Annotated in this window: 21 protein-coding genes; 10 read left to right on the forward strand and 11 right to left on the reverse strand. The window is 62.9% G+C overall.

What is annotated here, in order from left to right:
* Window positions 1–7 precede the first annotated feature (7 nt).
* From GYH35_RS20245 to GYH35_RS20255, 3 genes are read left to right on the forward strand one after another with little or no spacing between them, the layout of a single operon-like run.
* Window positions 8–1,429 (forward strand): di-heme oxidoreductase family protein, encoded by a 1,422-nt coding sequence (locus GYH35_RS20245; RefSeq protein ID WP_202624444.1) that lies wholly within the window; start codon window positions 8–10, stop codon window positions 1,427–1,429.
* Window positions 1,426–2,580: a DUF1513 domain-containing protein gene (locus GYH35_RS20250; protein ID WP_161812730.1), complete on the forward strand. Its 1,155-nt coding sequence runs from the start codon at window positions 1,426–1,428 to the stop codon at window positions 2,578–2,580. Before GYH35_RS20245 ends, GYH35_RS20250 begins: the two co-directional genes overlap by 4 nt.
* A gap of 42 nt (window positions 2,581–2,622) precedes the next feature.
* On the forward strand, window positions 2,623–3,486 hold the full coding sequence (locus GYH35_RS20255) for a porin family protein (RefSeq protein ID WP_161812729.1): 864 nt from the start codon (window positions 2,623–2,625) through the stop codon (window positions 3,484–3,486).
* Window positions 3,487–3,493: 7 nt separating this feature from the next.
* On the opposite strand, the gene GYH35_RS20260 is transcribed toward GYH35_RS20255, so the two are convergent.
* Entirely contained in the window at window positions 3,494–4,588 is a 1,095-nt protein-coding gene (locus tag GYH35_RS20260; RefSeq protein ID WP_161812728.1) for a helix-turn-helix domain-containing protein, read from the reverse strand.
* A 211-nt stretch (window positions 4,589–4,799) separates the two neighbouring features.
* Here GYH35_RS20260 and GYH35_RS20265 point away from each other — a divergent pair, with 211 nt between their 5' ends.
* Both GYH35_RS20265 and GYH35_RS20270 read left to right on the forward strand, forming a co-directional pair.
* Entirely contained in the window at window positions 4,800–5,624 is an 825-nt protein-coding gene (locus GYH35_RS20265) for a sensor histidine kinase (RefSeq protein ID WP_161829333.1), read from the forward strand.
* Window positions 5,625–5,657: 33 nt separating this feature from the next.
* Window positions 5,658–6,350: a response regulator transcription factor gene (locus GYH35_RS20270; RefSeq protein ID WP_161812726.1), complete on the forward strand. Its 693-nt coding sequence runs from the start codon at window positions 5,658–5,660 to the stop codon at window positions 6,348–6,350.
* On the opposite strand, the gene GYH35_RS20275 is transcribed toward GYH35_RS20270, so the two are convergent.
* The 3 genes from GYH35_RS20275 to GYH35_RS20285 are packed head-to-tail and all read right to left on the reverse strand — an operon-like array spanning window position 6,328 to window position 10,441.
* A complete protein-coding gene (locus GYH35_RS20275; protein WP_161829334.1) occupies window positions 6,328–7,689 on the reverse strand; it encodes a phospholipase D-like domain-containing protein in 1,362 nt (453 codons plus the stop codon). The genes GYH35_RS20270 and GYH35_RS20275 overlap by 23 nt on opposite strands.
* Before the next feature lie 46 nt (window positions 7,690–7,735).
* Complete coding sequence (locus GYH35_RS20280) at window positions 7,736–9,952, reverse strand: tetratricopeptide repeat protein (RefSeq protein ID WP_161829335.1); 2,217 nt, start codon at window positions 9,950–9,952, stop codon at window positions 7,736–7,738.
* Window positions 9,953–10,441, reverse strand: a complete 489-nt coding sequence (locus GYH35_RS20285; protein WP_161812723.1) for a hypothetical protein — start codon at window positions 10,439–10,441, stop codon at window positions 9,953–9,955. It abuts the gene before it with no gap.
* Window positions 10,442–10,691: 250 nt separating this feature from the next.
* Here GYH35_RS20285 and GYH35_RS20290 point away from each other — a divergent pair, with 250 nt between their 5' ends.
* Window positions 10,692–11,171, forward strand: a complete 480-nt coding sequence (locus GYH35_RS20290; RefSeq protein ID WP_161812722.1) for a hypothetical protein — start codon at window positions 10,692–10,694, stop codon at window positions 11,169–11,171.
* 124 nt (window positions 11,172–11,295) lie between these two features.
* Here GYH35_RS20290 and pcaF read toward each other — a convergent pair whose 3' ends face one another.
* Complete coding sequence (gene pcaF / locus GYH35_RS20295; protein ID WP_161812721.1) at window positions 11,296–12,498, reverse strand: 3-oxoadipyl-CoA thiolase; 1,203 nt, start codon at window positions 12,496–12,498, stop codon at window positions 11,296–11,298.
* A gap of 75 nt (window positions 12,499–12,573) precedes the next feature.
* On the opposite strand from pcaF, the gene GYH35_RS20300 reads away from it, so the two are divergent.
* Window positions 12,574–13,470 (forward strand): DMT family transporter, encoded by an 897-nt coding sequence (locus tag GYH35_RS20300; RefSeq protein ID WP_202624445.1) that lies wholly within the window; start codon window positions 12,574–12,576, stop codon window positions 13,468–13,470.
* On the opposite strand, the gene GYH35_RS20305 is transcribed toward GYH35_RS20300, so the two are convergent.
* Window positions 13,421–14,386: an EamA family transporter gene (locus GYH35_RS20305; RefSeq protein ID WP_161812719.1), complete on the reverse strand. Its 966-nt coding sequence runs from the start codon at window positions 14,384–14,386 to the stop codon at window positions 13,421–13,423. The two genes, GYH35_RS20300 and GYH35_RS20305, sit on opposite strands and share 50 nt — an antisense overlap.
* Before the next feature lie 99 nt (window positions 14,387–14,485).
* On the opposite strand from GYH35_RS20305, the gene GYH35_RS20310 reads away from it, so the two are divergent.
* Window positions 14,486–15,922, forward strand: a complete 1,437-nt coding sequence (locus tag GYH35_RS20310; RefSeq protein WP_161812718.1) for an aminotransferase-like domain-containing protein — start codon at window positions 14,486–14,488, stop codon at window positions 15,920–15,922.
* A 37-nt stretch (window positions 15,923–15,959) separates the two neighbouring features.
* Here the strand turns inward: GYH35_RS20310 and GYH35_RS35155 are convergent, their stop codons facing one another.
* The 3 genes from GYH35_RS35155 to GYH35_RS20320 are packed head-to-tail and all read right to left on the reverse strand — an operon-like array spanning window position 15,960 to window position 16,507.
* The gene (locus GYH35_RS35155) at window positions 15,960–16,085 is read right to left on the reverse strand and encodes a hypothetical protein (RefSeq protein WP_268894951.1); all 126 of its coding nucleotides are present in this window, start codon (window positions 16,083–16,085) and stop codon (window positions 15,960–15,962) included.
* 33 nt (window positions 16,086–16,118) lie between these two features.
* Window positions 16,119–16,322, reverse strand: a complete 204-nt coding sequence (locus GYH35_RS20315) for a hypothetical protein (protein WP_161812717.1) — start codon at window positions 16,320–16,322, stop codon at window positions 16,119–16,121.
* The gene (locus tag GYH35_RS20320; protein WP_161829336.1) at window positions 16,319–16,507 is read right to left on the reverse strand and encodes a hypothetical protein; all 189 of its coding nucleotides are present in this window, start codon (window positions 16,505–16,507) and stop codon (window positions 16,319–16,321) included. The genes GYH35_RS20315 and GYH35_RS20320 overlap by 4 nt, the downstream gene beginning before the upstream one ends.
* Window positions 16,508–16,640: 133 nt before the next feature.
* Between GYH35_RS20320 and gcvA the strand changes: the two genes are divergently transcribed.
* The gene (gene gcvA, locus GYH35_RS20325; protein WP_161812715.1) at window positions 16,641–17,549 is read left to right on the forward strand and encodes a transcriptional regulator GcvA; all 909 of its coding nucleotides are present in this window, start codon (window positions 16,641–16,643) and stop codon (window positions 17,547–17,549) included.
* Window positions 17,550–17,559: 10 nt separating this feature from the next.
* Here gcvA and GYH35_RS20330 read toward each other — a convergent pair whose 3' ends face one another.
* The gene (locus GYH35_RS20330) at window positions 17,560–17,931 is read right to left on the reverse strand and encodes a hypothetical protein (RefSeq protein WP_202624446.1); all 372 of its coding nucleotides are present in this window, start codon (window positions 17,929–17,931) and stop codon (window positions 17,560–17,562) included.
* Window positions 17,932–17,935: 4 nt separating this feature from the next.
* The gene (locus tag GYH35_RS20335; RefSeq protein ID WP_161812714.1) at window positions 17,936–18,367 is read right to left on the reverse strand and encodes a VOC family protein; all 432 of its coding nucleotides are present in this window, start codon (window positions 18,365–18,367) and stop codon (window positions 17,936–17,938) included.
* A 180-nt stretch (window positions 18,368–18,547) separates the two neighbouring features.
* On the opposite strand from GYH35_RS20335, the gene GYH35_RS20340 reads away from it, so the two are divergent.
* On the forward strand, window positions 18,548–19,471 hold the full coding sequence (locus GYH35_RS20340) for a pirin family protein (RefSeq protein ID WP_161829337.1): 924 nt from the start codon (window positions 18,548–18,550) through the stop codon (window positions 19,469–19,471).
* Window positions 19,472–19,544: the final 73 nt, after the last annotated feature.

A 19,544-nucleotide genomic window follows, 5' to 3' on the forward strand; every position in this document is an offset into this window, starting at 1 on the left:
GCTCGCGATGATCCGCATTCAAAAAGAGCCAGCCCACGTCGCCAAGCTCATCGGCCTCGCGGCGCTGTGGGGCGCAATGTCATTCCTCGGCGCATGCTCCAAAGGCAGGTCGACCGAGCAGCTGTTACAACCGAACTCCGGCGGCGCCATGACGGTAAGCGAGTCGTCGCGCCACGCCTTCTCGCGGCCCGCGACCAACCTGACGGTCGCGCAGCGTGGCGAGTTCTTCATCGGCAACGCATTCTTCAACAGCCCGTGGGTGGTCGCCCCCGCGAGCGCCGGAGCGCGTGACGGGCTCGGCCCGCTGTTCAATGCGCGCAGCTGCGACCAGTGCCACAACAACGATGGCCGCGGTCAGCCACCGTTGAAAGAAGGCGAGCCGCCCGTGTCGCTCGTCATTCAATTTGCGACGCCGACGCCCGGCGCCAACAACGAGCCGCAGGCCGATCCCAACTACGGCGTCAACTTCAATCCGTTCGGCATCGGCGGCGTGGCCGCGGAAGGCAAGCTGCGCATTCGACATCGCGAAGTTGCAGGCACCTTCGGCGACGGCACGTCATACACGCTGCTCGCTCCCGAATATGCCTTCGAAGAACTGGCGTATGGCGAGCTCGCAGCCGACACGAAGTTGTCGCCGCGCGTTGCGCCTGCTGTGTTCGGTTCGGGCTTGCTCGAAGCGATTCCCGAAACTCAGATCATGGAGCGCAGCGATCCGGACGACGCCGATAACGACGGCATCTCGGGCCGGCCGAATCACGTGTGGGATCCGCTGGCAGGTCGCGCAGTGCTCGGACGTTTCGGTTGGAAACTGAATCAGCCCGACATCGCACATCAAACTGCGGCTGCGTTCTCCAGCGAGATCGGCATGACCTCCTCGTTCCGTCCCGCTGAAATCTGCATGCCTGCTCAAACGGCTTGTGGAGCCGCGCCGAGCGGCGGCGAGCCTGAGATCAGCGATGAGATCTTCGAGCACATGGTCCGGTATCAGCGCATGCTCGCGGTGCCGGTGCGTCGGAATCTGGAGTCGCCCGAAGTCAAGCGGGGCGCGAGGTTGTTTCTCGAGTCCGGCTGCGAGTCCTGCCATCGCGCGACCTTCAGGACTGGCAACGTAAAAGACCAGCCGTGGCTCAGCGATCAGACCATCCATCCGTTCACGGACATGCTGTTGCATGACATGGGCGAAGGCCTCGCCGACGGGCGCGCCGATTTCGCGGCCAGCGGCAGCGAATGGCGCACGTCGCCGCTGTGGGGCCTGGGGCTGCAAAAGATGGTCAACGGTCACACGCGTCTGCTCCATGACGGCCGCGCGCGCGATGTGACTGAAGCGATTCTGTGGCACGGCGGTGAAGGCGAGCGCGCCAAGGAAGCATTTCGCAATCTGTCGACGCAGGATCGCGAGGCTTTGTTGAGGTTCATCGACTCTCTATGAACGCATCCAACCCTAAAGCGCTCAAGTGGTCGCGTCGCCAGGTCTTGGTCGCCTCGGCGTCATTGAGCGCGGTCGCGGCAGGCAGTTTGTTGTTCTCATCCGAAAGCAAGGCACGTACCGGCACCCTGCTCTCCGCGTATGAAGATGCGCGTGGCGATCAATACGTCGGTGGCGTGTCACTGAAGGATCAGGAAGTCTTCGGAACTCGCGTGCCGATGCGGGCGCATGGTTGCGCCGTTCATCCCACCGATCCCAATCGCGTTTTGTTCTTTGCGCGACGACCCGGCACGCAGGCGTTCGAGTTGGATCGCGTGACGATGCAGGCTCGAACCGTATTCACGACTGAGCCGGGTCGACATCTCGCCGGCCACGGCACGTATTCCGCCGATGGCTCGTTGATTCTCACACCCGAACACGACTTCGAGCGCGCCAGAGGCGTTGTGGTCGTGCGCGATGCGCGCACCTTCTCAGTTGTCGGTGAGATCGATACGAGCGGCATCGATCCTCACGAAGTGGCGTGGCTGCCAGGCCATCGTTCGTTGCTGGTCGCGAACGGCGGCATCATGACGCATCCGCGCAGCTTCCGACGCAAGCTGAATATTCCGACGATGGATCCGTCGCTCTGCGTGATCGATGCGGCCACCGGCCAACGCAAGGAGCAGTGGCGGCTGCCGGATCATCTGTTGAGCATTCGTCACGTATCGATGACCAGCACCGGCATCACTGCCGTCGGCTTGCAGTACGAAGGCGAGGACAAGAACAAAGCGCCCGGCATCGTCGCTTTGTATCGACCCGCGCACGCGAACCAACCGGCGCAATTCCGTTTGCTCAGCGCACCGGCGGCGGAGATTCCAATGTTCCAAGGCTACGTCGCCAGTGTCGCGATCAGCGAAACGCACGATCTGATCGCCGCAGCCTGTCCGTACGGCAACGGCGTCGCTTGCTGGTCGATCGGCGACGAACGTTATCTCGGCTTCATCGCAGCTTCGGAAACATATGGTTTGTCGCGAGTTGCCGACGGGTCGATCCTCGCTTCGCAACGCGACGGCACGGCTTACGGCCTCGACGAAACTCGACTGCGTTCACAATTTCTGAAAATCGCGAGCTCACAACCGATCCGCTGGGACGATCACTGGGTCGCGACCGCGTAAGCACCCGGGCATAATCCGGATACAAATGCCGGAGTGCCCGAAGTGATTTCTGAACGCCACGTCGCCCGTCAGTCACTGTTCGCTTGTCTCGCGCTGAGCCTGTTCAGCGGGGCGCACGCCGCCGACCCGAAGCCCACCAACGACAAACTGCCGGACTGGGCGCCGCAGCCCAAGCCGCACGTCGTCGAGGATCGCTTCCGCGTCGAAGTCATGACGCTGAGCGCCAACCTCGACACCGATATTCGCGTCGATCCGACACTGGCCACGCCGGGCACGTTGGTCGACGCCGAAGAGGATCTGGGACTGGACGACAACAAACTGTTGCCGCTGGCGGAGATCACATTGCTGCCGGGCGACCGTCACCTGATCCGTCTGAGCGGCTTCAGCCTGCGACGCTCGGCGCGCCAGGCGATCGATGAAAGCATCGTGTTCGACGATCAGATCTATCTGCCCGGCGAGGTCGTCGACAGCACGCTCAATCTCACATCGGTCGGTCTCACGTACGGCTACAGCATCGTGAAGCTGCGCAACTTCGATCTGGCGCTGACGTTCGGCATACAGATCGTCGAAGTGGACGCGAACGCGGTGGTGCGCCGGCGCGTGGTCCGTGAGTCCGAGACAGCCGTGACGCCGCTGCCGCTCGCGGGCATCGAAGGGCGATACGATTTCAACGATCGCTGGTCGTTCGAAGCCCGAGTGCAATATCTTTCGGTGGAGTTCGACGAGATCGACGGCTCGGTGCTGGACGCGCGCGCCGCGCTCACCTGGCGCATGAATCCGTATCTGGTGTTCGGGCTCGGCTATCGAACCTTCGATGTGGAGGTCGATTCCCGCGACGTCGACGATCCGGGCCTCTTCGACCTGAAGATGGCCGGCCCGCTGTTGTTCATGCGGGCCAGCCTCTAGCCTTCGATCAGGGCTTAGCCCGCAACTGCGGCAAGTCGGCCGGCTGGATCACCAGCGGCGCATCGACATCGTCGCCATTGCCATCGAGGACATGCGGATGGGCCATCGGCCGCATGTCATCGATAAAAATCTTCGACGCATAGTGCAGCCACGACACCGGCGAGCGCGTCTTCACATCCGACGGCGGCGTGCGCAGCGTGCGTGACGGCGATTCGCCGAACAACGCTTTGTAGTTGCGGGCGAACAGACTGAAGTCCCAGATGCCGAAGCGGGCGGCGATGCGCGTCACCGTGTCACGTTGCGGATCGGCCCGCAGCAGCGCGGCGCGAATCTCCCGCAGCTGACGGACCTTCAACAAGCGCATCGGACCGACGCCGAAGAACTCGTGGAAGATGTTTCTCAGCGTGCGCTCGCTGACCTGCGTCACGCGACATAGATCGTCGATGAACAGCGGCTGGCCTTCGTTCGCTTCGATCAGCTGCAAAGTGCGAGCGATGACGCGACCGCGCGAGAACTGCGGCCGGCCGACATGACGATCGTGCACCTTCATGCTGCGCTCGAGCACATGAGTGAGACAGATCGCGACTTCTTCCTCGACAGCCTGGACGGCCGCCGGCTCGTTGGGATCCAGATTCGCGGCAATCGCCCGCTCCGTCACCCAGCGCAGCCGATCGAGATAGGGCAGCGCAGAGCGCGTGCGCGGACCGCCGCCGGAACGTGCGGTGTTCATGAGGTCCATGGACACCAGCTTGGTATCGTGCGGCACGCTGACGCCGGCCCAGCGCACCACGTCCTGGCCAGTGAACGTGAACGGCTGGTCTTCGTACAGCGTGATGAAGGCGTCGGGCTCGAGGAAATGCCCGTCGATGCGGATGTGCGTGGGGTCCGTCATCGGCAAGCCGAGCGTGAAACGGCCGGGTTCGCCGTCGCCCGCGAACGTGGTCGGGCTCCCGATCTGAATCTGCTGTAGCGACACAGCGCCGGGACGCACCGCTTCCGCCCACCATTCCGAGGTCGAGCGCGCCGTCGGAATGAAGCGTCCGTCTACGCCTGTAATCGCTTCGGCAAACTCATCGAAGTCCCGAAATACCAGTCTTGCCATGGCTTTTCCTCCCTTGCCTTGACTGTTGGTCCGATCAACGATCCGTCGACATTTCCAGTTTGCAGTAATCTGCCGTTAACTTTTATGGCCCGCGCAATTGTTGCCGAATCCTCACAGCCGTACATACGCGGAATGGGCAAAGTCGTGTGTTTTCCGATCCCCACCGCCATCGACCGTTTGCGGCGTCATTCCCGTGGGACAACCCGTCCTGTTGTCATTGCTGGTGTTGTTGGCGGTGGCGCAAGGCGTCGTACTTGCCTATTGGGCAATCCGTGACCGTCGTTTCCGCTCGGCGCACCGTGCCGCCCGCCATCTCCACAGCGCCGACACCCATGCCGGGCGCCTGGCGCTGGTCGGCGAGATCGCCGGCTCCATCGCGCACGAGATCAGCCAGCCGCTCAGCGCCATTCTGACCAACGCCGACGCCGCCGAAAACCTGCTCGGCGAGCCGGATCCCCCGCTCGACGAAATCCGCCGCATGCTCGCCGATATCCGGCGCGACGACCTGCGGGCCAACGATATCGTGCGCCATTTGCATTCGTTGCTGAAGCGTCGCGAATTGCAGACCACGATGCTCGACCTGAACGAGGTTGCCGCGACGGCCCTCAGCCTGATCCAGCCGGTCGCGCGCAAGCGACTGGTCACGGTGCGCAGCTGCCTGGACCCGATGTTGCCGCCGGTCCGGGGCGATGCCATTCACCTGGAGCAAGTACTGCTGAATCTGATGATGAATGCCATGGATGCGATGGCCTCTAATACCGCAAACGGCGCCGCTGAGCGTATCCTCGACGTCACGACCGGCCGTTATGACAAATACTCAGCGGCCATCACGGTTACCGACACAGGGCCGGGTATCGCGGCGGCCTATCGGCCCAGGATTTTCGACTCGTTTTTCAGTACCAAGCAGGAAGGCATGGGGTTGGGGCTGGCGATCGCGCGCACCATCGTGCACGCACACGGCGGCAAAATCTGGCAGGAGGGAACCTCCGCCGGGGGCGCCGCCTTCAAGTTCACAATTCCGTTACAGGCGGCGTGAACGGATCGAAGCGAGGGAGAGGGGATAAGACGGATGGACACTGGGGACGGTCGCGAGCTCGACCGGGAATGCGCAGCGTTCGATGGCTTCGTCGTTCACATCGTCGACGACGACGACAGCTTTCGCACCAGCCTGCTCAGATTATTCCGATCGAAAAACATTCCGGCAGTGGGTTACGCCACGCTGGCCGACTTCGAGCGCGCCGATATCGATGGCTCGCCCGGCTGCGTATTGCTGGATCTGTGCATGCCGGACGGCGACGGCCTGGCGCTGTTCGAACGTCGGATCGGCGACGATTCGGTGCTGCCAGTGATTTTCGCCAGCGCTTATGCCGATATTCCCACCAGCGTACGGGTCATGAAGTCCGGTGCGCTGGATATCCTGGTCAAGCCGGTGCGCAGCGAGCAATTGCTGGAAGCCATCGATCATGCGCGCAAGGTCGCGGTGCGGCGTTACGCCGCACGCACCGAAGTCCGCGACCTGCTGGAACGTTATAGAACACTGACCGATCGAGAACGCGCGGTGTTTGCCGGCGTCGCCGAAGGCAAGCTCAACAAACAAGTTGCCGTGGAAGTCGGCGCCTGCGAGCGCACCATCAAATCCGAGCGCGCCAAAATGATGAAAAAGCTGCAGCTCACCCGGCTCGTGGATGTGGTGCGCGCGGCCGAGATGGTGGGATTGAAGCTGTCGTTCGACGACAGCTCTACAACTGAAAGGCAACCGTAAGCAACACACCTTCGGCGATATCGCGCAACAGCCCCGGCGGCTCTGCTCGATATGACGCGCCCTGCTCTGCCATCGTCGCAATCCACTCGGCCAGCCAATCGATGGACTCGCGCCCATAAAACACCACAGCGGCTTCGTGGTTGAGCAGCAAACTCCGCAAGTCCAGATTGATCGAGCCGCACAGAGCGAGCGTCTCGTCGATCACCACGGCTTTGGCATGCACCATCCGCGGCAGCAAGCGAAACTCCACGCCGGCGGCGGCCAGATCCCGCATCGGCCGCGAGCGCACGAAATCAGCTAACAAATGATTCGAGCGCTGCGGGATGGCGATCGTCACTTTCACACCCCGCCGCGCCGCGAGCCGCATGGCCGCACGCAAGCTGTCGTCGGGCACGAAGTACGGCGTGACGACCAGCAATCGCCGCCGGGCGCGATAACACCCGTCGATCAACAGCGACTGCGCGGTGTCCTCGACCTGATCGGGCCCGCTCGGCAGGAATTGCGCCAGCTCGCCGCCTTCCATCTCCACCGTGACGCGCTCACGGATCGGTGCTCTCAGACGCGTGGTGTTCCAATCGAGATCGAACTGATGGCCCGCGGCCGCCGCGACTGGCCCTTCCAGATCGAAAGAAAGATCCGGCCAGACCGTGCCCCGCTCATCGCCGAGGAAATATTCGGCAGCGAGGTTGCGACCGCCACACCACAGGAAACGATCGTCGACCACGATCAGCTTGCGATGGTTGCGCAAGTTGCGAGGACCGAGCCGACGCAAACTGAAGAACGGACGAAACACCGCGACCTTCGCCCCGGCGGCCTTGAGCGTTCTCGTGTAACGACGCGGCACCAGGACGGCAAAGAAGCCATCGAGCAACAGGCGGACTTGCACACCCTCTCGGGCGCGATGCGCAAGCCGCGCGACGACCTCGGCACCGAACGCATCGTTGCCGATGATGAACGTGCTGATATCGATGGTACGGCGCGCGTCATCGATCAATTTGAACAACGCATCCCGCGCCTGCGTGCCGTCGGCGTGCATGTGGACTTTGCATGATGAGGGTGGCGCGAGGCCGAAGCTCTCGATCAACTCCGCCGCCCAATGCGGCCCTTCGACGACCACGCCGGCGTACGGAATCGCGACCGGCTTGAGCTTGCGCTGCCCGAACAACAGGTACAGCGGCAACATGAGATAGGGAACGAGCGCGAGGCCCAGCACCCAGGCAATCGCGGAGGTCGGCGCCCGTCGCTGATCCAGGGCGCGACTGGTGAGGATATAAACGAGGAGCGCAATCGCGCTGACCAGAAAGTGCTGCGAAGGAGTCGGCAGCCAATCGACGATCATTGATCTCGCCCTGCCCGGAAAGGGGGCGGAGGGTAGCAGATCCCGCCTAGTTTTCCGCCTGCAGACGTCTCATGTACTCGTTGGCGGCTGCGACGTCACCGGCGTCGCGGGCGTAAGCGGCCAGCGCGCTGAGCAGATCCCGATCCTTGGGATGCTGGCGGAGTGCGCGCTCGAGCGTGGCGATGCCCTCTTTGCGTTTGCCCGTGTCGTGGAGCGCTACCCCGAGGACATATGCGTAGCGAACATCGTTGGGGGCCTGCTTGGCCGCCATCTCGAGCTGGGTGAGCGCCTCGTCATAATTCCGCTCGCGGATCAATGCGAGACCCAGAGAATGATGGAGCGCGGCAGTCTGTGCACTCTCCTGCCGCTGCGATTCCAACCCAGTACGCAGGACGGCGATCGCCACCGCGTTCTCGCCGCTACGGCTCTTCAGATCAGCCAGATTTACATAGGCCGGCGCGAAGGTCGGATCGAGACGGATCGCGGCTTGATAGGCCGCTTCAGCCTCGGCCGCCCGGCCCAGCGATGAATACATGTTCCCGACATTGATGTGAGCGCCCGGTTGATCGGCGTTCTCCATCTGCGCGCGCTCGTACTCCGCCACAGTCGCAGCATTCAAGCTCGCGGGCGGCGCGGAGGCGATGGCCGCCAGTCGCACAGCACGCACTGGATCGTTGAGCAGCGGCACCAGCGCCGACCGCTGCTCCGGCGCATAAACATTGAACGCATCGGCGGCAGCCATGCGTACGAGCGGATCGGCATCGCGCACGGTGGAATTCAGAACATCGAGGCCGGCCTGGCTCGGATGAGCGCTCAGACGCTCGACAGCAGACGCGCGCACGATCGCCGGGGCATGAGCATCGCCGGCCCACTTCGCCAGAGATGCGCCGTCGCCAGCCGCGAATGCATCCGCGAATGTTTCTTCCTGCCTCCGATTCGGGCCGTACCACTTGGCCACCTGCTCCGCCGCCCATTTCGGCGAGCGCTTGTCGTGACAGCTGTTGCAGGCATTGGGCGTTCCGAGCCGAACGGAAATATCCGGCCTCGGAATGCGGAAGCTGTGGTCGCGGCGAGGATCGATCTGCATGTACACACGTGACGGCGCATGACAGTCCACGCATTGCGAACCTGGCGTGCCGGCCTTGTGAAAGTGATGCTCAGGCGAGTCGTAATCTTTCTTGTGCAGCCCCGATGTATCGATACTGGCTCGCGCCGCCGGCGCAGCCGCGTTGTGACAACCGACGCACAGCTGATTGCCCTCACGACGCAGCTGCAAAGAATGCGGCTCGTGGCAATCGCTGCAGCGAAGTCCCTTCGCATGCATTTTCGATTGCAGGAACGAGCCGTACTCGTACACCTCGTCTCGAATCTGCCCGTCCGGGAAATACAGATCCGCCGTGAGCAACGACGGCAGATGCGTCTGCATCAGCCGTTCGCCATGACGATAGTCGCTGGAAATCACGGAGCGCCGCGAATGACAGCGAGCGCACGTTTCGATCTGAGCACTCGCATCGGGCCCGGCGAAGTCGACGGCGAAATCTTGCTTGCCCGGCGTGGCCGCCACCAGATGCGTGGATGCGGGTCCATGACACGCCTGGCACCCGACATCGATCTGAGTCCACGTGGTGCGATAGCTGTTCGTCGGCAGATCGAAGTTCTTTTGCAGGTCGGTGGAATGACACTCCGCGCACATGAAATTCCAATTCTGCGACGGCTGGGTCCAATGCAACGGATCGCGATGATCGATGCGTTCGTCGGGGTACAGATGAAACCACCGGCGGGCACGCACGTCCCACGCGATCGTGAACGACTGCAGCCGTCCGCGATCCAGCGCGATCAGATATTGCTGAAGCGGCTCGACGCCGAAGGTGTACTTGACCTCGAAGTCGGCCGGCTTGCCGTCGGGGCCGTCGGTGTTGATCCAGTACTTGCCCTCGCGTTGGAAGAAGCGGGTGCGGACGCCATTCTTGGTGAAGCTGGCGTTGTTGAAATTGCCCAGGACGGTGGCCGCGTTCGCCTCCTGCATGGCCAGGTCGTGATGCGAGCCATGCCACGCCTTCGCCTGGTCTGCATGGCAACTCCCGCACGCTGACTCGTCAACGAACGTCGCGGCAACCGGCGCGCGCACGGAAGCCGCCGCAGGAGGCGGAGCAATCTCGGCAGGCGATTCAGGCTGACGATTGAACAGCAGCGCGAGCGCACCGCCGACGAGGATGATCAGAACCAGCGACGCGGCCCATGCGCGACGCCCAAAGGAATGCATTTATTTCTTGGGATCGGCAGCTTGCGAAGTCTGGGACGGTGCAGCCTGCTGCGCCTTCTGGTCCGGGGGAACCAGCAGCGGCGACAGCATCACGACACCGGGCTCATCGGACGTAACCGGCGCTTGCGCCTCGGCAGCCGCTGCGGCGGCGGCCGCTGCTGCCGCCTGCTCTTCGGCCTGCTTGTTGGCCGTTTGCACCGTCACGTCGAGATATTTATGGAAAACCCGCAGGAACGCCTCCGCCGCGGTCAAGGTCAACGCGATGGGAATCGCAGCGATGAGTAGCGCGATGGCCCACTTGAGCGGCTTGGGGCGTCGCTGTTCATGGTCGAGCGCGGCTTCACGCTCGACGGATTCCTGGGCCCGCTGCTGAATGGCTTTCTGCAGGTCGTAATGGCGCCCCTTCATATGCAGTATGCGCGCGCCGGGCGCACCGTTCTGCTCGGCTGAAGCCGATTCGGGCAGGCACTCTTCAGACTGTTGACTCATGACGTGCGCTTTCGGTGACAGTCGCAACGGGACACGCCGCAGCATAACGCGCCGGCCCGCGTGTTCAACTAGTGGGACCCGTCGCGCCGAGGAATATTTGCGGATACCAAGAAGACCGGCGGCGATGCTTCGAGGTTCCCTTCGCCGCCGCGCGCCGACCTGTACTGATGTCCAACATACCCTTACAGCGCTTGACGGGCAGTATCCACGCTGGCGACGATGCTGCAATCAAAGGCGGGGCGACGAGAAAATGAACGGCAAAGCCGTGGTGTGGTTGGGAAGTTTATGCGCGGCGCTGGCGTGGTTCGGCGTCAGCATTGCTGAAGACACCGGCAAGCCCGTCGAGAACACGGCCCAGGCGACGAAGCCGACCGCCGCCGACACCGCCCGCCGGACCTGCATCAATCAATGCGAAATCTCCAACGGCACTTGCAACAGCGAAGTGCGTCAGGCGCGTCAGGAATGCTCGAAGAACGCCGCCAACAGCGGGCGCGACCCGATGACGATGCGCAATAACGACTACACCTACTTCTGCAGCTACTTCCGCAACCCGGGCGGCCGGCGCGGCCCGGGCAATTACGGCGCCCGCTTCGCTCAGCACTACAACGTGTGCATCGATGTCATGCAACAGAACATCGCGTCGATGCGCTACGACTGTTACCGTAACGAACGCGACGCGCAGAGCATTTGTCGCACCGAGCTGCGCGAGTGCGAGGCCGCCTGCCAATGAGAAAACACAGGCACATGGATGTGCCCGCCGCCTTGGCGGCGAGCGCCGGGGAAAAGTCACGCCTCTTCTCCGGCGCCACAGCGCGAGTGGCAGGATGCCCGAGTCGCTGTTTTAGATAACAGCGCTAGACGCGCTCGATCACCATCGCGATACCCTGGCCCACACCGATGCACATCGTGCATAGAGCGTAGCGACCCGACGTTTTCTCCAACTGATTCAGCGCCGTCGTGACCAGACGAGCGCCGCTCGCGCCGAGCGGATGACCGATGGCGATGGCGCCGCCATTCGGATTCACATGCGCGGCATCGTCCGGCAAGCCAAGTTGACGCGTCACTGCCAGGCCTTGCGCAGCGAACGCTTCGTTCAGCTCGATCACATCCATCTGGCCGATCTCGAGCTTGGCGAGCTTCAGCACCTTGAGCGTCGCCGGGGCCGGGCCGATGCCCATGATGCGAGGAGCGACGCCAGCGGTTGCCGTTGCGATCACGCGTGCACGCATCTTCAAGCCGTACTTGGCCGCCGCCTCTTCACTGGCCAACAACACCGCGCAGCTGCCGTCGTTGACGCCAGAGGCGTTGCCCGCAGTCACCGTGCCGTCGGGCTTCACCACCCCTTTCAACTTCGCGAGCGCTTCGAGTGAGGTCTCGCGCGGATGCTCGTCGGCGATGAATTTAATGGGGTCGCCTTTCTTCTGCGGAATCTCGACCGGCGTAATCTCGCTTTCAAAAAACTTCGCGGCGTGCGCGCGCGCATATCTCTGCTGACTACGCAGAGCAAACGCATCCTGATCGGCACGAGCGATGCCGAATTCTGCCGCAACGTTCTCGGCGGTCTCCGGCATCGAGTCGATGCCATACTTCGCCTTCATCAGCGGATTGACGAAGCGCCAGCCGATGGTCGTGTCTTCGATCCTGGCCGTCCGCGAGAACGCGCTGTCGGCCTTACCCATCACAAACGGTGCGCGCGTCATGCTTTCCACACCGCCAGCGATGATGAGCTCGGCTTCGTGCGAACGGATCGTGCGAGCGGCGAGATTCACCGCGTCCAATCCCGAACCGCACAGACGATTGATGGTTGCACCGGGCACTGCATCCGGCAGGCCCGCCAGCAGCGCCGCCATTCTCGCGACGTTGCGATTGTCCTCGCCGGCCTGGTTGGCGCAGCCGTAGTAAACATCGTCGACCGCGGCCCAATCGACTTTGGGATTGCGCTGGATCAGCGCCTTGATCGGGATCGCGCCGAGATCGTCGGCACGCACGCTGGCTAGAGCGCCGCCGTAGCGGCCGATGGGAGTGCGGATGGCATCGCAGATGAAGACTTGGCGCATGACTCGAGCTCGATAATAGCTAATAGCGCGCTGATTCTAGCCGCGTTGAGGCGCGTCGCGTAGCATGCGTTTCTTATGCCCGCGAGTAATGTCCGAGGAATTCTCAGCATGCTGGCCGCGGTGGCGACTTTCGCCGTCATGGATTTGAGCATGAAGCGCCTGGCCGAAACCTATCCTGCCATGCAGGTGACGTTCATTCGCGGCCTCGCCTCGCTTCCTTTTCTGCTGCTCGCAACTGCCTCGGTGGGGCGCTGGCGCGACCTCGTGCCGAATCGGTGGGGCCTGCACCTGCTTCGCGGCGTACTGCAGGTCGCGACGCTGTACTTTTTTGTCTACGCGGTCAGCCGTCTTTCGTTAGCTACGGCGTACACCATCTTCATGAGCGGGCCGCTGCTGATCACAGCCCTGTCCGTGCCCTTCTTCGGGGAGCGTGTCGGCTTGCATCGCTGGGTCGCGGTGATCGCCGGCATGCTCGGCGTGCTCGTGGTTGTCCAACCTGGCGGCGATGGCGTGGCGGTGAGTGGCACGGCGCTGCTTGGCGGAGTCGCGGCCATCGCTGCCGCCACTGCCTATGCGCTGGGCGTGCTGCTGATTCGAGTCTTGAAGCCGACCGAGACCAGCGCGGCGACCATGTTCTGGGCGCTGTTTCTGACTGCCGCGTTCGCGGGCATTTTTTCGATCAAGGGGTGGGTGCCGGTGTTATGGGATCACTGGTACTGGATCGGCATCATCGGCATCACCGGCGCGCTCGGTCAGCACTTTCTCACCGAAGCCTTCCGATTGGCCGCACCGCCGGTGATCGCGCCGCTGGAATACACGGCGCTGGCGTGGGGCATGCTGTTCGACTGGCTGTTGTGGATGACGGTGCCGAACCAGCGCATGCTGGTCGGCGCCGCCATCATCGTTGCCAGCGGGCTCTATGTCATTCACCGGGAGCGACTGCAGGCGCGCGTCGCGACACAAACGACCTGAGCCGCGACGGCTTCAGCACGTCCTGGAACAACACCAGTCCGACGCCGGCCAGCACCAGCACGGTGGCCATGATCACCAGTGGGGTGAGCGTCTCGTTCAACACGATCGTGCCCAGTAGCAGCGCCACGACCGGATTGACCAGCGCGTACGTCGCGACTTTCGGCGCGGCCACCTTCGTCAGCAGCCACAAATAACAATTGAGGCCGACGATGCTGCCGAACACGACCAGATACGCGACCGCCGCCAGCGAGCTCCAGGTAATGATCGAAGGATCGAAATGCGACCACTCGCCGTCCACGACCGACATGAACAGCTGAAACACCCCGCCGAACAACATCTGCGCGCAGGTGAAGCTCAGCACCGCGCCCGGCTGTACGGCTCGCTTCTGAATCAACGTGCCGAAGCTCCAGCCCACCGTCGCCAGCAACAGCGAGGCCAGATACAACGGATGCGCCTCGCCTGACAGCGAGCGAGTGTGCGTGACGATGGTCACGACGCCGATCACCGCGACGGTGGTTCCAATCAGCGCCTGACGCGTCGGTGCGCGCTTGCTGAAGAACGCCCAATCCAACAGCAGCACGATGACCGGCACGGCAGTGACGATCAGCGCAGCGATGCCCGACGGAATGCCCTGCTGAGCCCAGACCACGAATCCATTACCTACGCCGGTCAGCAGCACGCCGGCGAGCGCGGCCATTTTCAGATCGACATTGGCGAGCGGCTTCGACTCGCGCCAGCGCAGCCACACGTACATGGCGAGACCGGCAAGCATGAAGCGCATCGAGCCGCTGATGAACGGCGGGATCTCGCGGATTGCCACGGCGATGGCGAGATAGGTCGTGCCCCAAAAGAAATAGATGGCGGCGAAGGCGGCAAGCATGCCTGCCGACAGTCGCGTCGTGCTGGCTGAAGACATGAAGAAATCCTTTTGGGTCGGCTGTGTACTTTAGCCGGTGCTGGCAAGCAGTACAGACTCAGGTAGACTGGCCCACGACCAATACAGTTGAGGTGGCTTATGTCTGCCGAAGAACCGCTGCTCTACGAACGCGTCGCGCGCCTGGTCGAAGCGCAGATCGCGAGCGGCGCTTTGCGCGGCAATGAGCGCATTCCTTCGGTGCGCTCCATGAGCCGCACGGCGAAGGTCAGCATCTCGACAGTGGTGCAGGCGTACCTGCACCTGGAAAACATCGGGTTGATCGAAGCGCGGCCGCAGTCGGGCTTCTATGTCCGCCCGCCGATGCGCGCGACTGTGCCGCCGCCGCGTCCGAAGGTCAGCCGCTCCAGACGCCCGATCTCCATCGCCGCGGAAACGCTCGACACTTGTCGTGAAGCGCTGGCTCGACCGGACATCCTGCAGCTCAACGGCGCGTTCACGTCGCCGACGCTGTATCCGAATCAACGGCTGAACAATCTGATTCGCGAAGTGTTGCGCGACCATCCCGCTCACGCCGGCGAATGTTTGCTGCCGCCCGGTCATGAGGAGCTGCGCCGACAGGTCGCCAAGCGCATGACGTTCGCCGGCGCACCGGCCGATCCCGCGCACGTTGTGATCACCAGCGGCACGATGGATGCGATCACCATGTCGCTGCAGGTGTTGTGCAAGGCCGGCGACACCGTGCTGGTGGAATCGCCGACTTATTTCGGCGTCCTGCAAGTCGTCGAGTACCTGGGATTGAAAGTCGTCGAGGTGCCCAATCACACCAGCACGGGCATCGATGTCGACGCCGTCAGAAACATTGCGCGCACGACGCGGCTCGCCGCGGCCGTGCTGATGCCGAATTTCAACAATCCCACCGGCAGTGTCACGCCGGACGACGCCAAGCGCGAGATCGTCGCGATCCTCAGCGCCGCCGAAGTGCCCATCATCGAAGATGACATCTACGGCGACCTGCATTACGGCAATACTCGCCCGACCTCGCTGCGTGCGTATGACGACGCCGGCCTGGTAATCACCTGCGGCTCGGTGTCCAAAACCATCGCGCTCGGCTATCGCATCGGCTGGGCGGTCACGCCGCAGTTTCATGCCGATATCGCGCGCGCCAAATTCTTTTCGTCGGTCGCCTGCCCGACCTTGCAACAGCTGGTGCTCGCCCGCTATTACGCGAGCGGCGGATACGATCGCTATCTGCGCCGCGTGCGCACGACGCTCGCTGCGAATTCGCAGAGCGCGGTCGATGCAATCGTTCGTTACTTCCCGCCGGGGACCCGCGTCGCGCGTCCAAGTGGCGGCATCGTGCTGTGGATCGAATTGCCCGCGGGCGTCGACGGCGTGGAGTTGTTTCGTACCGCGCTGGCCAGCCGCATCGGCATCGCGCCCGGGCTGGTGTTCTCCGCGAAGGCGGACTATCGCAATTACATCCGCATCAGCTGCGGCATGCTGTGGACGCCGACCATCGAGCGCGCCATCGAAAAACTCGGCCGGCTGGTGGCAGGCATCGCCAAAGCGGCGTGAGTGGACGACAGCGCGCATCGGTGCATCGAGCGATCGTTCAGCACGGCAGTCGGCCGGAAAACGCTCCGGCCGACCCGTTGTTTTGCAGACCGATCTTCAACAAGGCCAGCACGGCCAGGTTGAGAATCAGCGATGCGGTGAAAGTGATGATTACGAAGGCCATGATCCTCTCCTCCGTTGCAGCTCTATGAAGCCGTTACAGACTGTGAGTCGTCTGCACGAGCTGACCGTCGGCCTGGGCCTGCGTCAATGACGCCACCTGGGCCGGCTCCTCGATCTGGACAACGGTGACTTCACCCGCCGGCGTGACCGCCTCGGTGACGTTCCATTCCCAGGCGGCCAGTGCAGTCACATTGATGACCACCGCCGCTGCCAAAGTCAGTGCCGTTCTCGTATTCATGACTGTTCCCTCCAGAGGGGTTGTTGCGAAAACCAACGATGCGAATGCCGATGCGTCTCGACCGGCTCGGCCAAATCCAGGCGGAGCTGACTCTCGGGGTCGGGCGCCGTAGCGCGCTGTTCCCGTTCGAGTTTCAGACGGTCGGCTTTCAACTTGGCCAGGGTCATGAACAGGTACTCGTCCATAAAAACCTCCGTTGAGATATGCATCTCGGTCATGGAGGCGTAGTGTGATCCTGGCCAATTACTGCGAATAGCGATACTTTGTGTTCTTGATCTATGATCTGAAGTCATATCAGAAGCCATCCTTGCGACTGCCATGAAGCGCATTCCAGTCGGGCCCCTGCGGGCCTTCGATGTGGCCGCCCGGAACCTGAACCTGAGCGCCGCCGCCGAAGAAATGAACGTGACCCACGCGGCGGTAAGCCGGCAGGTAAAGCAGCTCGAGGAGCGACTCGGGGTGAAGCTGTTTGAGCGCTTGCCGCGGGGATTAAGGTTGACGGCTCAGGGTGCGCTCCTGGCGGAGGGAACCCGGGCCGCGTTCGACCGGCTGGCTAGTGCACTCGAGGATGTATCGACGCCGACTGTGCGGCGGAAGCTGACCATTTCGACTTTCTCTTCTTTCAACGCGCGCTGGCTGATGCCCCGCGTACGCTCGTTCTCTATGTTGTTCCCGGACGTCGATCTTCAAGTGATCACGACCGCGCAGTTGGTGGATTTTTCGCGCGAGGACGTCGATATCGGCATTCGTTTCGGGCGGGGAAATTACCCGGGGTTGCACGTCGTGCCGCTATTTCAGCCCCGGGAAATCGTGGTGTGCGCCCCCAGCCTGCTGAAGGTCGGGCCGCCGTTGAAAACGATTAGCGATCTGCGCCATTTCACCCTGCTTCACGACGACTCACATCGCTCCTGGACCCGCTGGCTCGAAGCCGTCGGCGCCAAAGGCATCGATGCCCGCCGTGGCATCGTCTGCGGCGACCGAAATTCCATGCTCCAGGCGGCCCTCGCCGGGCAGGGCGTGGCTATTGCGTCGGAGGTGTTCGCGGCTTCTGACCTGGTGGCTGGGCGCCTGGTGAAGGTGTTCGAGAACGAAGTGACGTCGGAGTATTCGATCTACGCGGTGTGCTTACCGCGACGCTTGAATGACCCGATGGTTGCTGGGGTTGTGCAGTGGCTGCAGCAGGAGGCTCAAGCGTCGCACGATGTGCATCCGCCGCCGGCGGAGTGAGACGGGCCGGCTACTTCTTCTTCCCAAACAACGCTTCGAGCTCAGCCCGAGCTTTATCAGCGGCAGAGGGTTCAGCGGGCGCGTCGGGTTTCTTCCCAAACAGAGCATCCAACTCCGCCTGCGCCTTCGACGCGGCGTCCGTGCTCTTCATGGAGTACGCGTCTTCGCGAGGCTTGAAGTAATCGCAGAAGTTCGCCCGCTCCTTATCCTTCACTTCCTCAGCAACCGTCTCGCGGCAATGTTTCGCGACGCTGAGGCTGTACCACTCGCAGAGTTTGCAAACGTGCAGTTCGGCGTGGCATTGGCGGCATTCTTCGAGGCGGCGCAGCGGCAGCGTGAGGTCTGCCAGGGACGCGCCGCATTTCCAGCAGACCAATGCCATGACATCACCGGTGCTTCTGATCGTGGCTGGTGGCGATCTCGTCGTAGCCCTTGCCGACGAACTCGATCAGGCAGATGCCGTGGCCGAACGGATCGGCGAGCATGGCGATCTTGCCCCAGTTGTTGGTCTTCACCTGGGTCTCGAGGCGGGCGCCGGCATTGCGGGCGCGGTCCAGCGCGCCTTCGATTTCCTCGACGACGAAGTCCAGGTGCACGGGGGTCCAGTGACGGGCGTACGAACGCAGGTGTCGGCTGGTCGCGGACGCCGTCGTGCCATTCGGCTTCACCAGCAGGTAGATGGGCGAAGTGCCGCCGAGCAGCTCCACCGCGTCCGCGCCGAAGCGCCGGCCGACGTGCAGGTTGAAAGCTTTGCAATAGAAATCGGTGGCCTTGGCCAAATCGTCCACGTCGATATTGACCAGCATTTTGACGGTCATCGAAAACCTCGGATCCGGGAGCGGTCGCTATGTTAAGAGAGCGAGATTAACGCGTCGCCGGCCCGAACACAGCAGGTCGCCATCGGACGACTTCCTCCGAGGCGATCATGATGCGCCGTGATAACAGTCATGCCTTGCGGCGCGCAGATGCGCCTTCATTAAAGGTGGCAGGATACCCCCATGAACGCCATCAACCCTTTAGCTTCCAACACCCCTGCCCAGGCCGCCCAACGGCGAATCGCCCGGGTGGTGCAGTCGATCAGCACCATCGAAGGCGGCGGCTTCCCGGTGCGTCGGCCGTTTCCCATCCAGGGCTTCAGCCACTTCGATCCGTTCCTGCTGATCGATCATCTTGGGCCCGTGCAGTGGCCGGCCGGCGGCCCGATAGGCGCGCCCGATCATCCGCATCGCGGCTTCGAGACCGTGACCTATGTGCTCGCCGGTGAGAACGAGCATCGCGACTCGTTCGGCAATGCCGACGTGCTGCGTCCGGGCGACGTGCAGTGGATGACCGCCGGCGGCGGCGTGATTCATTCCGAGATGCCGACCGAGCGCTTCCATCGTGAAGGCGGCAATCAGGAAGGCTTCCAGATCTGGGTGAACCTGCCGGCTGTCGACAAGATGATGACGCCGCGTTACCAGACGTTGCGCGCCTCCGACATTCCGCAGGCGACGACAGCGGACGGTCGCGTGCATGTTCGCGTCATCGCCGGCGAATCGCTTGGCAAGGCGGCGCGCATCGACACGCGAGTGCCGATTCAGATGCTGCATTTCACGATCCAGCCCGGCGGCGAGTTGTTGCAGTCGGTGCCGGCCGAGCAGAGTGGCTTGCTGTATGTCTTCAAAGGCAAGGCGACCATTGGCAGCGATCAGCGCGAGGTCGGCGAAGGCCAGGCGGCGCTGCTCGGTTCGGGCGACTCGGTGAAGATTGGTGTGAGCGCAGATGAGAGCGGCCCGGCCGAGATCTTGTTGCTCTCGGGCAAGCCGTTGCACGAGCCGGTGGCACGCTACGGCCCGTTCGTGATGAACACGCGCGAGGAGATTGAACAGGCGTTCCGCGATTATCAGAGCGGACGGTTTGGGTTGATTCCGCCTCGCACGTGACCAGTTACGCCGGCGCGCCCCGATAGAGCCGCGCCGGCGGGAACCTGAATATCGGGCGCGCGATACCTCGGCG

The organism is Steroidobacter agaridevorans (assembly GCF_009932555.1).
Taxonomy (GTDB): domain Bacteria; phylum Pseudomonadota; class Gammaproteobacteria; order Steroidobacterales; family Steroidobacteraceae; genus Steroidobacter; species Steroidobacter agaridevorans.

Excerpts from the sequence above, each read along its gene's own strand:
- GYH35_RS20245 (WP_202624444.1), top strand. The coding sequence starts at position 8 with ATGATCCGCATTCAAAAAGAGCCAGCCCACGTCGCCAAGCTCATCGGC.
- GYH35_RS20250 (WP_161812730.1), top strand. The coding sequence starts at position 1,426 with ATGAACGCATCCAACCCTAAAGCGCTCAAGTGGTCGCGTCGCCAGGTC.
- GYH35_RS20260 (WP_161812728.1), bottom strand. The coding sequence starts at position 4,588 with ATGGCAAGACTGGTATTTCGGGACTTCGATGAGTTTGCCGAAGCGATT.
- GYH35_RS20270 (WP_161812726.1), top strand. The coding sequence starts at position 5,658 with ATGGACACTGGGGACGGTCGCGAGCTCGACCGGGAATGCGCAGCGTTC.
- GYH35_RS20275 (WP_161829334.1), bottom strand. The coding sequence starts at position 7,689 with ATGATCGTCGATTGGCTGCCGACTCCTTCGCAGCACTTTCTGGTCAGC.
- GYH35_RS20280 (WP_161829335.1), bottom strand. The coding sequence starts at position 9,952 with ATGCATTCCTTTGGGCGTCGCGCATGGGCCGCGTCGCTGGTTCTGATC.
- GYH35_RS20285 (WP_161812723.1), bottom strand. The coding sequence starts at position 10,441 with ATGAGTCAACAGTCTGAAGAGTGCCTGCCCGAATCGGCTTCAGCCGAG.
- GYH35_RS20290 (WP_161812722.1), top strand. The coding sequence starts at position 10,692 with ATGAACGGCAAAGCCGTGGTGTGGTTGGGAAGTTTATGCGCGGCGCTG.
- pcaF (WP_161812721.1), bottom strand. The coding sequence starts at position 12,498 with ATGCGCCAAGTCTTCATCTGCGATGCCATCCGCACTCCCATCGGCCGC.
- GYH35_RS20300 (WP_202624445.1), top strand. The coding sequence starts at position 12,574 with ATGCCCGCGAGTAATGTCCGAGGAATTCTCAGCATGCTGGCCGCGGTG.
- GYH35_RS20305 (WP_161812719.1), bottom strand. The coding sequence starts at position 14,386 with ATGTCTTCAGCCAGCACGACGCGACTGTCGGCAGGCATGCTTGCCGCC.
- GYH35_RS20310 (WP_161812718.1), top strand. The coding sequence starts at position 14,486 with ATGTCTGCCGAAGAACCGCTGCTCTACGAACGCGTCGCGCGCCTGGTC.
- GYH35_RS35155 (WP_268894951.1), bottom strand. The coding sequence starts at position 16,085 with ATGGCCTTCGTAATCATCACTTTCACCGCATCGCTGATTCTCAACCTG.
- GYH35_RS20315 (WP_161812717.1), bottom strand. The coding sequence starts at position 16,322 with ATGAATACGAGAACGGCACTGACTTTGGCAGCGGCGGTGGTCATCAAT.
- GYH35_RS20320 (WP_161829336.1), bottom strand. The coding sequence starts at position 16,507 with ATGGACGAGTACCTGTTCATGACCCTGGCCAAGTTGAAAGCCGACCGT.
- gcvA (WP_161812715.1), top strand. The coding sequence starts at position 16,641 with ATGAAGCGCATTCCAGTCGGGCCCCTGCGGGCCTTCGATGTGGCCGCC.
- GYH35_RS20330 (WP_202624446.1), bottom strand. The coding sequence starts at position 17,931 with ATGGCATTGGTCTGCTGGAAATGCGGCGCGTCCCTGGCAGACCTCACG.
- GYH35_RS20335 (WP_161812714.1), bottom strand. The coding sequence starts at position 18,367 with ATGACCGTCAAAATGCTGGTCAATATCGACGTGGACGATTTGGCCAAG.
- GYH35_RS20340 (WP_161829337.1), top strand. The coding sequence starts at position 18,548 with ATGAACGCCATCAACCCTTTAGCTTCCAACACCCCTGCCCAGGCCGCC.